Origin of the sequence: Leptolyngbya sp. CCY15150, assembly GCF_016888135.1 — a bacterium.
Lineage (GTDB): Bacteria > Cyanobacteriota > Cyanobacteriia > RECH01 > RECH01 > RECH01.
The window spans coordinates 30,050-43,944 of record NZ_JACSWB010000156.1; the positions used below are offsets into that span (position 1 = coordinate 30,050).

A 13,895-nucleotide genomic window follows, 5' to 3' on the forward strand; every position below is an offset into this window, starting at 1 on the left:
GCACCTCAGTCGCGGGGAGGGTCGGATAGTTTCAAACCCGCTGCTAGGATCACCAACAGCAGAATCACCAGTATGGTGGCGAGGGCGGAGGTGCGGGGTAGGTTGGTAGTGCCAGCATATTCATTGAGCACTACGGTGGAAAAGAGGGGAATGGGGCCGAAAATCGATCGCCCGGTGCCGCCGCCCAAAACAATGCCAGATAATACATCGCCCGCACTAATGATGATGCCAAACAGGGCGCTGTAGATGATGCCTGGCTTGCTGAGGGGCAGCAGGACGCGCCAAAAGGTTTGCCATTGGGTGGCTCCAAGGTTGCGGGAAGCTTCCAGCAGGGCGCGATCGCTGTTGCGCAACACCAGGTAAAGAATCAGGATGACGATGGGCGCTAGGTAGTGCAAAATGCCGATGCGGGTGGCTACCTGGGTAAAAATAATCGGCAGTGGCTCTTGAATCACCTGCAGTTTTAGCAGCAGGGTGTTGAACAGGCCGTTGCGGTTGAGAATGGTTTGCCAAGCGTAGAGCCGAAGAATATAGCTGCTCCAGAAGGGGGCGATCGCCAACAGAACCGCAAAACGCTGTAGGCGTTCGGGAACACCAAACACCAGCATCAAGGCGAAGGGATAGCACAGGAGGATGGCGAGAAGCGTGGTGGTGCTAGCGACCCAGGCGGTTTGCAGCAGGGCATAGGCATAGCGCGATCGCGTGAAGAGCTGGCTGAAAATATCGATGTAGTTGTCGAAGGAAAAGCCAGGAACGGCCCGATAGTTTTCGGTCGTCCAAAAGCCAATCCAAATCAAAAACAGCAGCGGCAAGAGAAAAAAGATGCCGTTGTAGATCACCACCGGGGCCAGACCGATGTACTTGAGACCGCTGCGTTCATTGGGGGTGGCGATGGGGCGGGTAGCAGGTGGCTGGCTCATCACGCTCCCTCCAGGGATCGGGTGTCTCCCAGCAGCACCGTATCCTGGGATGACCAATGGAGGACGAGGTCGGTGTTGATGGCAATGCGCAGACTATCGCTGAAGGATTCTTGGCAAATCAGGTTCAGTTCATGACCCGATGCGGTTTCTAGGAGATAGCTCATCTGGGAGCCCATGAACTCTCGTCCTCGCAGACTAGCCCTGAGGCTATTGTCGGTTTTTTCGGTGGGATCAAGCCGCATTTTGTCGGCGGGGACGACCACGGTGACCATGTCGCCGATGCTGTGGTTCACCTGGCCGGGCTGGGCGCGAATTAGACCTTGGGGGCATTGGATGGTTAGGGTGTGGTCATCATTGAGCGATCGCACCTGGCCATCAAAGAGGTTGTTATTGCCGACAAATTCCGCCACAAAATGGCTTTGGGGATGGGTATAAAGGTCGGCGGGCGAGCCAATTTGTTCAATCCGTCCACGATTCATCACCACAATGCGATCGGCCATGGCAAAGGCTTCGTTTTGATTGTGGGTGATATAAACAAAGGCGATATTCAAGGTCTGCTGGAGGCGCTTGAGTTCCCCTTGCATCCGCAGCCGCAGATGGGCATCGAGGGCGCTCATGGGTTCATCCAGCAGCAAAATCTTCGGTTCCATCACCAAGGCTCGGGCGATCGCCACCCGCTGCTTTTGCCCACCGCTGAGCGCTCCCACCCGGCGCTTGAGAAAGTCGCTGAGGTGAACCAATTCAGCCACTTGATGCACTTTGTCTTTAACGGCAGCTCGGTTATGGGACTTGAGCGTTAGCCCAAAGGCAATGTTCTGGAAAACGTTCAGGTGGGGAAATAGGGCAAAGCTTTGCCACACCAGCGGTGTATGGCGCTGATGGACAGGCAATTGGCCAATGGGTTGCCCATGCAGCCAGATTTCCCCGGATGACATGGACTCTAGCCCGGCAATTAACCGCAGCAGCGTCGTTTTACCGCAGCCGCTGGGGCCCATAATGGCGACAAATTCGCCAGGATCTACATGCAGGTTGATGTCGCTGAGGACGGACAGTTGATTGAACTGTTTAGCGATCGCCCGCAGTTCTAGAGCAGGAGCGCTGGAGGTCTCTGCCGTCCTTGTCTGAGCGATGGGCAAGGAGGAGGGTGGATTGGTCGAGGTTGAACTCATCGTTAGTGTTAAACCACAGAGCAATAGGAAACAGTTACCCAGCATCTGGCTAGGTAGAGCCTGGCGAAGAAGACCGTGGGGGGGCGGTTTACGTGGCCTTAAATTCGTTGTAAATGTCTTGCCAAGCTTTTTCGGTTTGTTGTGTTGGAAGCTGGCGGGCGCGGGTGCGTTCTAGCTGGCTTTCTACCACCAGTTTGCTGGCGTCGTTTGGATCGGTCACATAGCCCAACAGTTGCTTTTCTTCGTCCGTGAGATGCTCGACTACCTTGAGGTTGGGGGCAAGACCTTTATAGGCTTGGGCATAGGCTAGACGGGCCTGCACCTCAGGACGGGACATGTATTCTACCCAGTTTTGGGCTAGCTCTGGGTTGGGGCTGTCGGCACAGATCACAGCACCTTCACTCCAGCGAATCGCACCTTCCTCAGGCACAACGGCGGTAAATTCTTGGTTGCCGTCGGCGATCGCATTTTGGATTACCCAGTCACCCACGGGGCCTGCCGTCACATCACCGTTGATGAACGCATTGACAATATCCTGCACATTGGGGGTCACCAGCGCCACATTGGGTTTCATGCGCAGCATCCAGGCCTTAACCTCCTCCAGTTGGGCATCGGTGAGGTCGTAGGGGTTAGGATTCTCGGGGAAGAGGGCTAAGCTAGCATTCCCCATATTGGGCAGATACCAATCAAAGAGGGCCAGCTTTCCGGCTAAGTCTTCCCGTAACAGAAACTCCCAACTGGTGACCTCTGAGGGAGGAATAATGCTTTGGTTGAAGGCAATGCCGTAGTTGCCAAAGCGGGTGCCCACTGCCATCATCTGCCCATCTTCGTAGAAGCCAGGAAAGTCTTGATAGACCGGATGGTAGTCGCTTAAGTTCGGCACGACGGATGGATCAATGGGGGCGATCGCGCCCAGAGCCATCAGCTTGGTGACATATTCTCCATCGGAAATCAGGGCATCATAGGTGCCGGCGGGCGACTGGTTGAAAAATTGCAGCATTTGTTCGCCACCCAAATAGGTTTTGAACTCTACCGTGACGCCATATTCTTCTTCAAAGCCGCGAATTACCTCGGGTTCGTCATAGCCCGGCCAGGTCAGCAGGCGTAGGGTGCTGCCTGATGAACTAGCAGGGGTATCTCCGGTGGTTGCAGCCGTGTCGCTCGAAGGGCTACAGCCGATTAGGCGAGTGGATACAGCGGCTAAGGAGGCTGTGGAGGCAAATTGGATGAACCGGCGACGGGAGAAGGCTCTCAAGAGTTGAGCTTCGCGGTTGAAGCCAGCGGAAGGACGAGGTCGTTGTGACATAGTGATGAACCGATGGAGAAGTTATGTAGGGATGCAGCCAGATGTGAAAGGACGAATCAGGGAACAGCGAGCTCAGGTCTCGTCAGAGGGCTGATTGTACGGTAGTGAATCGGAGACCCGGGAAAAGTTGTTTACACTACAGATCGGTCTGGACTGGTAGACGCCTAGCCTATCTGGGTTCTTCCGGTAAAGTGGGCAGATCAGGCACCGGCTGGAGCTGTTGCTGCCAGGATTGAATCCGCAGTTGGGCGGCGGCATAGGCTTCGGTGCGCGGTGGCACGTTTTGGGCGATCGCAATGGCATTTTCCAGATCCACCACCGCCTGCTGCTCCGCCGCGTTGAGCAGTTGGTAGCTCCAAGTGTTGATCATTTGATCGGCTTCGGAACGGCTGCTGTTGCTAGCCGGCACCTCATTGGCCAGTTGAATGGCGGCTACCAGTCCAGATATGGTGCCGCTGCTGGCGATCGCATAGGCATCTTGCAGGGGAATTTGCCCTTCCAGGCGGTTGCGCCAGGTGGTGACCTCCGCTTGGGCATCGGCCCGCAGGGCCCGACCTTCAGTAATCTGTTGCGCGGTGGAGATGGCCCCCCGCCAGTCGCCAGCATTGGCTAATTGGCGCGCCCGGTCGAGAATTGGCTGGTCTTCCAAGCGCTGCACCTGGGCCGTCCAAGTGGCAATCCGGTCTTGGGCCGTGCCGGAGAGGGTGCGCCCCGGCTGAATCTGCTGGGCAGTGGCGATCGCTTGCTGCAAGGCGGCGACGGTTCCCGGCTGGGCAAGCTGGTTGGCCTGGTCAAGAATCGGCTGGTCTTCAATTCGCTGGATCTGGCTTAGCCATTCAGCTTCCAGACGCTGAGCCTCGCCAGCCCGAGGGTTGCCGTCGGGAATCATCTGACTTTCAGCGATCGCTGCCCGTAGGTCAGATACAGTGCCGGGGCGAGCCACCTGCCGGGCCGTATCCAGACGGGTGACGTCTTGGATTTCTAGCCGCCATTGGCGAATCAAGGTCTGGGCTCGGCTATAGAGAGGGCGATCGCGCCGCAGTCGCTGGGCTTGTAGAATAGCCGACTCAAGATCTAGAGCCGTGCCGCGCCAAGCCTGGCTTTGGGCGGAGGCGATGGTGAGAAAATCCTGGGCTTCTTCCCCAAGGTTGATGGTATCGGGAATGCTTTCAATGATGGCGATCGCTCCCTCATAGTCTTCCCGGTCGAGGGCTGCTTGAGCCAGATCTAAAAAGTCTTCCCCAATGCTCTTCAGCAGCGCTTGGGCTCCATCATGGGCATAGCTGGTGCTGCCAATGCCCTGCACCAGTTGAATAGCCTCGGCCAAGCTATCTGGATCTCCCCGATCGGCTAAGCGTTGAGCCTGGCCAAGAATCTCGCCATCCTTGCGGGCAACAGTGATGACTTCCTGGAGCTGCTCATGTCGAACGGTGCGCCAGTATTCATTCTCCACGTAGAGAAGCTGGTTGGAGGTGCGGAAGGCTTCTTGGTAGCTTTGATTGCGCAGCGCCGTTTCCACCGCACGGTAAATCGCTTCGCCTTCCGACCAAATGCGTTGCCAGTCCTGCACCTGATCATCTACGAGGTCGTGGGCGGCTAGATGCTCGGGAATGCGTTCTGCGATGGCGATCGCCTCCTCCAACTCCCCAGACTGGAAGGCTTCATCACCTAGCTCAAGAATCATCATCGACCAGGTTTCAATGGAGTCCTGAATTTCCTGCTGTAGGGGATGATCCTCAGGCAAACTTTCCACTAGCTGGATGGCTTCCAGCAAATCATCCACCGTGCGCTTATTAGCCGCGATGTCGGCGCAATACATGCGCAGGGAGGCGGAGGCGGTGGGCCAAAAAATAGCCGGGCAATTGGGCAGGGCCGGAATTTTGAACAGCAGAGCAGCGGCTAACAGTCCCGTGCCGGTGGTGCAGAGGACAGCCACTGTGCCCCACACTTGCCAATTGCGAATCCACTGCCAGCGCTGGCGTGGTGCTGGCGTGGGCGTAGGCATGGGCGGCGCAAACGGTGGTGGCGGTGGCGGCTGACGGATCTGGTGTTGCAGATCCTGCAAGGGATTTGACGACGGCGTGGAGCGATGGCCCGCTGACTGTTGCGGTAGGGGCGATCGCGGCAGGGGCGGCGCAGGACGAGGAAGCTGCACCGGACGACTCGGCCGATCCATGGGGCGCTGGGCTTGGGGTGGATGATAGCGAGTTTTCCGGCGATCGTGTGTCATGAATAGAACCTAAAATCTGGCAATAATACTCATGGCAAGGAGCAGACGTCTAGATACCTAAGTCAGCTCATGGTTCCCAACGGGAATGGTTGCTCTATCACGATCCATGGGGGATCTGAGAGCTTCTGCCGACGCTGAACTGGGCTACAGGCTGCACGGGATCCCGCCATCACCTCTCTCGTTGGAGTTTGCCTAGGTAACGTTTCCGGTAGATCCTGTCTGGAGATGATGGCATGGATTCTCACCGTAGACAGGCGAGTGCAGGGTGCTGGCCCAGTTGGTTAGGCTGCTAGCGGATTGACTTGATAGTAACCGTCTTCGGCAAAACTTGGCGGCTGACAGGTTGTCTAGATCGTTGCTATCCTAACGTTCCATGGTTAGAGTCTACTCAGTTTTTCAACATTCTCATCATTCCTTGACGACGGTCGGCAGGATCGACGTCAAACAACATAATTCGATACAAAAGTGACCGGACAGGACGCGACTCTGGCCCCAAACCTAAAACTAGGCCAAAAGCTAGGTCGAATTTCTCACAGATGTCCTTACTATAGTCAGGAGGTCTTTTTCCGGGAGCGATCGCCCTTGAGAGGCTCCGGATGCTCTCGATCGTTGTCAGCCAGCCGTGACGATAACGCTGCGATCGCCTTGTGTCCCAACGAGGGGATCAAGCAGATCGTCTCGTTGGGCTAGGTGCCACGGTGGTCTGATCCCGACGCCTAGATGGATGAGGGGCGATGGTTTCTATGCCGCTGCCTGCCCATCTGTCGCCGATCGAGACTGCAAAGACTCCAGTTCTTATCATCTTGGATTGAACTCATGCCTTTTCCTCGCTCCAGTGGTTTGTTGCTTCATCCCACCTCATTTCCCGGCCCCCACGGCATTGGAGACCTCGGGGGCGCTGCCTATGCTTTTGTTGATTTTTTAGCAGCCAGTGGTCAGCAACTGTGGCAGGTCTTGCCGCTCAGCCCCACGGGCTACGGCAACTCGCCCTACATGTGCTATTCCTCCATGGCGGGCAATCCTCTGTTGATTAGCCTAGATTTGTTGGTCGATGAAGGATGGCTGACCCACGACGATCTGTCGGTGTTGCCAGACTTTCCCAGCGACAAGGTTGACTACGATCGCGTCATTGCCACCAAAACACCCCTGCTCGATCGAGCTGCCGAGCGCTTTAAGGCCCATGCCTCGGATCGACAGCGCCAAGAGTTTGATGTGTTTTGCCATGCTCGGGCTTTTTGGCTCGACGACTTTGCCTTTTTTATGGCGCTTAAACAGGCCCATGGTGGCGAAAGCTGGCACCGTTGGGATGACGCGATCGCCAAACGTGATCCTGATACCCTAAGCCGTTGGCGTAAGCAGCTTGCCAACGATATTTACCACCACAAGTTTCTCCAGTTTGAATTTTTCCGCCAATGGTCTCATCTAAAGCAGTATGCCAACGATCGCCAAATTCAGATCATTGGTGACATGCCAATCTACGTGGCCCACGACAGCGCTGATGTCTGGTCACTGCCCCACATTTTCCATCTGGATCCAGAAACGGGGGAACCAGCCCTAATGGCCGGTGTGCCCCCCGATTACTTCAGCGACACCGGCCAGCTATGGGGCAATCCCATCTATAACTGGGAGGCGATGCAGGCTTGGGGCTTTAAGTGGTGGCTGCAGCGCTTGCAGTCCATGTTGGAATATGTGGATTTAATTCGGGTTGACCACTTCCGAGGCTTTCAAGCCTACTGGGAAGTGCCCCAAGGGGAAACCACGGCTATGAACGGTCAGTGGGTGGAGGCTCCGGGTCGAGAGTTTTTTGAGACCGTCAAGAAGGAGCTAGGCAGTTTGCCGATCTTGGCCGAAGATCTCGGGGTAATTACCCCCGAGGTGGAAGCCCTACGGGATGAGTTTGACTTTCCGGGGATGAAAATTCTTCACTTCGCCTTCGGTTCTGGCCCAGGCAACCCCTACCTACCGTTTAATTTCGAGCGCAACTGCATGGTCTATACCGGCACCCACGATAACAACACTACGGTGGGCTGGTTTGAAAGCCTCTCAGACTGGGAAAAAGACCATATCAGCCATTACCTAGGCGATATCAGCTATGACGGGATCCACTGGGACATGATTCGCCTGGCCCTCAGCTCCCATGCCAACCAAGCCGTGATCCCCTTCCAGGATCTCTTGGGACTAGGGGAAGGTGCTCGGATGAACCTGCCTGGTGCCCCAACCGGGAACTGGGAGTGGCGCTATAGAGATGAAGCCGTCAACCCAGAATTGGCAGGGCGGATGCATATGCTGACGGAGATGTATGGACGCCTGCCCCAGCCCCCAGCCCCCGAGGATGAGTCCGATGGGTAGCTGGGTAACTGGGGTTTGGATGCGCTTAGGCGTTAGAACCTAGGGTGTGAGTGGGGGGCGATCGCCTGATACCTGTCGAAACGCGATCGCTTCCCCATCAGGCATCAGGGCCGTTGGGGAGGACGCAGAATAGGTCACTTCTGCCACCGTACCCGGTTCTCCTAAGGGCTTAGCCTGACCATCATAGGTAACCACCAGGCCCCCAGCATTGCCGGCTAGGATCGTCAGTTGGGTATCGGCTGTCCAAGTATGGCTGCTGCCTTCGCTCAGGGTATCTTCAAAGGTCATCTCGCCATCGGAGACCACCCGCACCCAAGAAGGAGCCGTAACGCTCACATCCACCCGCACCGGACGCTGCTCCTCGGTAGCCGCGCCGGGGGCTGGTGCGGGAGTCGGCTCTGTGACTGGCTCTGTGGGAACAGGCATCGTCGTCTGTTGATTGACCAGACGCTCCTCTGCCAAGGGTGACACCGACCGGTTCATCAGATGAGATAGCCCACTGATCGCCGCCGTAATCAACAAAATATAGGCAACATACAGGTGGAGCGGCCGGAGCTGGGCTGCAGGCAGATCCCGCCATGAGATGCCGCCGCTACTGGTTTGCACCGTTGGGGTCACCGGAAAGGTGGCCGCCAGTTCAGCGCCATCTAGCCCAAGAGCATCTGCATAGCGCTTGATTAACCCGCGAATATAAACGGGTTCAGGCAAAGCATGGATATGCCCCGCTTCAATGGCCATCAGCAGGCTAGGGCGGATCAGGGTTGAGGCGTTAATCTGATCCAACGATAGGTGAGCATCTTGGCGAGCCTGTTGCAAATAAGCGCCAATTGCCGCCAATTGTTCGGCCTGGTGCGATTCTGGGTAATAGCCATGTCTACTCATAGTGCGTACCCTTGACATCAACGAAACTACCTTGTGCGAACGCGATGGAGCGGAAGATGTCGGTCGGTGGGATGGTCGGTGGGATGGTTCGTGCGATGGTTGGAAGATGGATGCAATGAATCAAGTTCACGGTGAGTCAGTTGACGGTGGTGCCCCTCAGGGAGGGGGTGGAGGGCGATCGCTCCGATAGCGGTGCGATGCAGGTGAATGACTGGATGCCCTAGCTTTTCCGCTATTCGACGAATTTGTCGATTACGTCCCTCTTGTAGAACAATCTCAAGCTGGGTGCGGTGAGCCGGATAACGCTGATGATCAAGAACTCTAACCTGGGCTGGCTGAGTACGCCGTCCTGATAGTACAACGCCGTCCCGCCATTTTTGAAGAGTGGATTGAGAAAGACAACCCTCTACCCAAACCTGGTAGGTTTTTGGAATGGTGTGGCTAGGATGGGTCAGGTGAAAGGTCAAGGAGCCATCGTTTGTGAGTACAAGAGCGCCGGTGCTCTCTGCATCTAACCGCCCGACTGGGTGTAGTCCTGTGCCATGGGATAGATGATGGGGTAGAAGATCAAGGACAGTGGTGCGATTCCAGGGATCGTCGCAGGTGGTGACGACGCCGGCGGGTTTATGAAGCAAGATGTAGATCGGCTGGGGGCGCTGATGAGATTCAAGTGGTGTTCCATCCACGTCGATGCGATCGCAGCTTGGGTCGGCTGTTTGTCCGAGAGAAACGATTGAGCCGTTCAGGCGAACGCGCCCGTCGAGAATCATTTGCTCTGCTTGACGACGAGAAGCAATGCCCCACTTTGACAATAGCTTTTGAACTCGTTCAGCCATAGACCTCGCACTGGAAGATCACATCAAGAACCTGGCAATAGGAATACGCACAATTGAGTATTCCTCTAACCCTAGTTTAGTTCATGTACAAATATTACAAGATGTCTGCCCAGAACCCTATCTTTTTCACGAAAGTCTTGGGATCTGAGGTAGAGATTCAGAACCACGAGGGGCGCGTGGGCTCAAGGGCTTGGTTCCATGGGTAGGATCCATGAGGGTCAATGGGTAGAGTCAATGAGTAGGATCAATAGGTAGGGTCAGACGCAACCAGGCTCCATGGGTTTCAGGATGGTTGCTGGCAGTGATCTGGCCGCCGTGGGCGGTGACAATTTGTTGGACGATGGACAGCCCTAAGCCGCTACCGCTGCAGTGTGGTACGGGGGAGACTGGCGGGCGATCGCCTTCTGACAGATCGGGTTGTGTGGCCGAAACGGTGAGATAGCTCTGCCGCGATCGCGAGGGATCAGCACGGTAGAAGCGATCGAAGACATGCTCAATGGTGTCGTTGGGAAAACCTTCTCCGGCATCAATAAAGTCGATGATGATGTGGGATCCCGGTGCATCAATGTCGGTGGAGCTGGTTTGGGAACTAAGGCTTGAAGAAGATGACAGCCGGCTATCCACGGGGGGATCTGGGTCAAGAACACCTCCGGCAGCGTCAGACCGTCCGGCCGCGGCGGGATCAGGCTGGATGCTGAACTGCGCTTCTACGGCGATCGCTGCCGCCACGGGACTATATTTAATGCTGTTGTCGAAAAGATTGATAAAGACTCGATACATGCGGGCTTCATCGACATTGGCGTAGAGTTTGTCTGGCCCGCTATAGGATAGGCGAAGTTTTTTTTTGCGTGCCAAGGGTTCAAGATTGAGCCAGGCCGTTTGCAAAAGTTGAGCTAAGTCGGTGGGGCTACGCTTCAGTTGTCGGAGCGATCGCTGCTCTAGCTGGCTGAGGTCTAAGAGATCTTGGACGAGATTGCTCAGGCGAACGGTTTCGTTAACTAAGCGCTCTGCCCAACCGTTGAGGGGGGGAGAAAGGCGATCTTGGAGGGTCTCGGCAACCAGGCGAATGGATGTTAAGGGGGTTTTGAGTTCGTGGGCCACGTCAGAAATCCAGCGATCGCGCTGCTGTTTGAGCATGACCGCCTCTTGGCGATTTTCTAAAAACACACCCACATGGCGATTGGACAGCATCATCCCATAGCCGCGCAGAGCCCGAGGCTGGGGCTGGGAGCGAGCGTAGAGATCCGAGGAAACGGGGTAGAATACCCAGTCAGCCTGCTGGAGCCGCTCGGCGTGGCGCGTTTGGTCAATCAGCTCGTCTAAATCGTAGGAGCGTACGAGCTCTAAGAGGAGACGTGGTGGAATGCCCTCCTGTCCGGGAATATTCAGCAACTGCTCGGCTTGAGGATTGGCCCAAACCAGCCGGTTTTCATCATCCACATGCAGGTAGCCGATGGGGGCCGTGTGCAGGATGCGCTGAAAGACCTCAATCTGTTTAGCCTGCTGCTCGATTTGCTGTTGCTGATAGGTGATGGCGAGCGACAGTTTAGACTCCAGCGAAAAGGGGGAACTGGGCTCTCCCTCCGAGCGCAGATTGGATAGTAGGGTTTTGAGTTTGACGCGATCGCGCTGTCGCTGGTAGAACAGCCAGAGGAGGCCAACTACCAACCCCAAGATAAATTCCAAGATTCCCACAATTTGCCTTGCTGATCTGGGTGGTCTAATCGGTTAGCGCATCAGACGTCAGTTGATGCGTTTCCCCATTATCGACAGTTTTATCGGGACTGGTTGTCCCCGATCCTATGATCATACTTTTTTTATGGGATAGTCTTTCACCACCTCTAGACGCAATCGATAGGACGGTGGTGCTCCTGAGCGATCGCGTCCTAGCCAAACCGATAGCCAAAGCCGCGCACGGTGAGCAAATATTCTGGATTACTAGGATTCAGCTCTAGCTTTTCCCGCAGCCAGCGGATGTGGACATCAACCGTCTTGCTGTCGCCCATAAAGTCTGGCCCCCAGACGCGCTCAATCAACTGCTCCCGCGACCAAACCCGGCGCGGATTGCTCATAAACAATTCCAAAATTCGATATTCTTTGGGCGACAGGCTGATCTCATGCCCCCGCACGGTCACCCGGCATTCTTGGGGATAGAGCGTAATCTCTTGGAAGCTGAGAACTTGAGATTGCGGTTGCGGTTGATTATTGCGATGACGCCGCAGCAATGCCCGGCAGCGAGCAATCAGCTCTCGCATACCAAAGGGCTTGGTGAGATAGTCATCCGCCCCAACTTCTAACCCCACCACCCGATCTGTTTCACTGCCCTTGGCGCTCAGCATCAGAATAGGAACGCTGTTGCCTTCGTGGCGAATTAATCGACATAGATCAAGTCCGTTCACCGACGGCAGCATCAAGTCTAGGATAATCAGATCCACAGGCTCTGCATCCGAGTCTTGAGTACGGCGAAATTGGCAGGTGAGTTCCATGGCCATGCGCCCATCTTCAGCGGTGAGCACCTCGTAGCCTTCTTCGTTTAAAGCTAGGGCAATGGTTTCTCGGATGAGTTCTTCATCTTCGACTACTAAGACTCGCCCTAATCGAATATCCTGAGACGGCTTTTTCGCGTCCAGCGTCAGCATTGGAGTTGTCCTATAGTGCTGTATTCGGCAGTTCAGCTCAATCCTACCAGACTCCCATCCTGCTTTTTCCTGCCTGTGATGGGTAACTGACAATTTTTAACTGTGATTTAAGTTACTAAACCTTCCTGATCTTGATTGTAGCTAGGATAATGCTAGGCGAATCAGGAAAATTTCCCCTGAGCTTGGGGGGCGATCGCGTGGGGAGATGCCAAATTATGTTAAACCAGATACATCGCAATCCCCCGATCGTGATGCTAACGCCTGCCTCGCAACGGTATGGTGTTTCAAGACCGCGATTGAGCGATCCCCATGACGTTCTAGGGTGCTTTGGGCGTCATGCATGTCGTAGACTGTCGGCGATCGCCTGGATGCTGCGCATGATCTGGGTTCTGCGGGTGAACATGGCTTGCCGTCTTGCAACATTTCTTAATGCAAGATACAAAAAGAGTGGGACGTGATGGAGGGCGATCGCCCCATGAGCTGGTTGGATTAGCGCGCAATCTTGGGTTTAGAGCCGTTGATCTCGGTTGGTTTGGGACTATGAGGATGTATTTCCTTGGCAAATCGGTTGAGAATAGAGAAGTAGGTTTCTGGGATCATCATCTCCAGGGAGGGGAAGCCAGCTTGTCAGTTGTATGTTTGATCCGTGAAAGGAGAGTGGCCCGCCTGTGATCAAGAATTTCACCCAAGACTTGAAAAACGATTTAATTGCAGGCTTGTTGGTCATCATTCCGCTAGCCACCACCATTTGGCTGACGATTACGATCGCCAGTTGGGTGTTCGATTTTTTGACTCGAATCCCCAAACAGGTGAACCCGTTTAATGATCTCAACCCATTTTTGGGAAACCTGCTGAATTTGTCGGTGGGCTTGGCGGTGCCCCTGTCCTGCATTTTGCTGATTGGTTTGATGGCGCGGAATATTGCTGGGCGCTGGCTCCTTGATCTAGGAGAGCGAATCCTGCAGGGCATTCCCCTGGCTGGATCGGTCTACAAAACCCTCAAGCAGCTCCTAGAAACCATTTTGCGAGACTCCAGCGATAAGTTTCGTCGGGTGGTGCTGGTGGAATATCCTCGGCGGGGCATGTGGGCGATCGCCTTTGTGACGGGGGCGATCGGCGGTGGCATTCAACCCCAGTTGCCCGAACCCATGCTCAGCGTGTTTATCCCAACCACACCTAACCCCACCACCGGCTGGTATGCGCTGGTGCCCGAAAAAGATGTGATTACCTTGGCGATGTCTACAGAAGATGCCTTTAAGGTCTTGATTTCTGTGGGGATTGTGGGGCCGAGTATGGGCAATGTACAAACCAGTACCCTGGGCGATCGCTTGCAGGACGGGGCGGCCATCCCCGATCTTGCGCAGACCTATTCGATGGTGCCTGCTGACGAAGAATAAGGGGACAAGGGTGAACGGCGGCTCTGGTCTAAGGTGAGGGGCTGGCTCAGTCGATTCGGTCAATATCCTGCCATTTAGAATCTTGCACGGCACAATGGAATGAATTCATGGGTTAGCCCACGAACAACTCTTTTCCGCCCATCTCCTAGCCCTTGTTCCTACAAAGA

Annotated in this window: 10 protein-coding genes; 2 read left to right on the plus strand and 8 right to left on the minus strand. The window is 55.3% G+C overall.

The window, feature by feature from the left end:
• Positions 1-5: 5 nt before the first annotated feature.
• From JUJ53_RS07470 to JUJ53_RS07485, 4 genes are all read right to left on the minus strand, one after another.
• Positions 6-920: an ABC transporter permease gene (locus tag JUJ53_RS07470; protein ID WP_204151369.1), complete on the minus strand. Its 915-nt coding sequence runs from the start codon at positions 918-920 to the stop codon at positions 6-8.
• The gene (locus JUJ53_RS07475; RefSeq protein WP_204151370.1) at positions 920-2,089 is read right to left on the minus strand and encodes an ABC transporter ATP-binding protein; all 1,170 of its coding nucleotides are present in this window, start codon (positions 2,087-2,089) and stop codon (positions 920-922) included. The genes JUJ53_RS07470 and JUJ53_RS07475 overlap by 1 nt, the downstream gene beginning before the upstream one ends.
• Before the next feature lie 88 nt (positions 2,090-2,177).
• On the minus strand, positions 2,178-3,395 hold the full coding sequence (locus JUJ53_RS07480; RefSeq protein ID WP_204151371.1) for a spermidine/putrescine ABC transporter substrate-binding protein: 1,218 nt from the start codon (positions 3,393-3,395) through the stop codon (positions 2,178-2,180).
• A gap of 169 nt (positions 3,396-3,564) precedes the next feature.
• The gene (locus tag JUJ53_RS07485; RefSeq protein ID WP_204151372.1) at positions 3,565-5,625 is read right to left on the minus strand and encodes a chromosome segregation ATPase; all 2,061 of its coding nucleotides are present in this window, start codon (positions 5,623-5,625) and stop codon (positions 3,565-3,567) included.
• Between the two features lie 816 nt (positions 5,626-6,441).
• Here JUJ53_RS07485 and malQ point away from each other — a divergent pair.
• Positions 6,442-7,974, plus strand: coding sequence for a 4-alpha-glucanotransferase (gene malQ / locus JUJ53_RS07490; protein ID WP_204151373.1), 1,533 nt, complete (start codon positions 6,442-6,444; stop codon positions 7,972-7,974).
• 39 nt (positions 7,975-8,013) lie between these two features.
• On the opposite strand, the gene JUJ53_RS07495 is transcribed toward malQ, so the two are convergent.
• From JUJ53_RS07495 to JUJ53_RS07510, 4 genes are all read right to left on the minus strand, one after another.
• The gene (locus JUJ53_RS07495; protein ID WP_204151374.1) at positions 8,014-8,856 is read right to left on the minus strand and encodes a RodZ domain-containing protein; all 843 of its coding nucleotides are present in this window, start codon (positions 8,854-8,856) and stop codon (positions 8,014-8,016) included.
• Between the two features lie 26 nt (positions 8,857-8,882).
• Positions 8,883-9,692: a pseudouridine synthase gene (locus JUJ53_RS07500; protein ID WP_204151375.1), complete on the minus strand. Its 810-nt coding sequence runs from the start codon at positions 9,690-9,692 to the stop codon at positions 8,883-8,885.
• 231 nt (positions 9,693-9,923) lie between these two features.
• Positions 9,924-11,387 carry a HAMP domain-containing sensor histidine kinase gene (locus JUJ53_RS07505; RefSeq protein WP_204151376.1) on the minus strand — a complete coding sequence of 488 codons (1,464 nt, stop codon included), beginning with the start codon at positions 11,385-11,387 and terminating at the stop codon, positions 9,924-9,926.
• 191 nt (positions 11,388-11,578) lie between these two features.
• On the minus strand, positions 11,579-12,331 hold the full coding sequence (locus JUJ53_RS07510; protein ID WP_204151377.1) for a response regulator transcription factor: 753 nt from the start codon (positions 12,329-12,331) through the stop codon (positions 11,579-11,581).
• Positions 12,332-12,999: 668 nt separating this feature from the next.
• On the opposite strand from JUJ53_RS07510, the gene JUJ53_RS07515 reads away from it, so the two are divergent.
• Complete coding sequence (locus JUJ53_RS07515; protein ID WP_204151378.1) at positions 13,000-13,728, plus strand: DUF502 domain-containing protein; 729 nt, start codon at positions 13,000-13,002, stop codon at positions 13,726-13,728.
• Positions 13,729-13,895: the final 167 nt, after the last annotated feature.

Coding starts and splice junctions, on each gene's coding strand:
- JUJ53_RS07470 (WP_204151369.1), bottom strand. CDS start 920: ATGAGCCAGCCACCTGCTACCCGCCCCATCGCCACCCCCAATGAACGC.
- JUJ53_RS07475 (WP_204151370.1), bottom strand. CDS start 2,089: ATGAGTTCAACCTCGACCAATCCACCCTCCTCCTTGCCCATCGCTCAG.
- JUJ53_RS07480 (WP_204151371.1), bottom strand. CDS start 3,395: ATGTCACAACGACCTCGTCCTTCCGCTGGCTTCAACCGCGAAGCTCAA.
- JUJ53_RS07485 (WP_204151372.1), bottom strand. CDS start 5,625: ATGACACACGATCGCCGGAAAACTCGCTATCATCCACCCCAAGCCCAG.
- malQ (WP_204151373.1), top strand. CDS start 6,442: ATGCCTTTTCCTCGCTCCAGTGGTTTGTTGCTTCATCCCACCTCATTT.
- JUJ53_RS07495 (WP_204151374.1), bottom strand. CDS start 8,856: ATGAGTAGACATGGCTATTACCCAGAATCGCACCAGGCCGAACAATTG.
- JUJ53_RS07500 (WP_204151375.1), bottom strand. CDS start 9,692: ATGGCTGAACGAGTTCAAAAGCTATTGTCAAAGTGGGGCATTGCTTCT.
- JUJ53_RS07510 (WP_204151377.1), bottom strand. CDS start 12,331: ATGCTGACGCTGGACGCGAAAAAGCCGTCTCAGGATATTCGATTAGGG.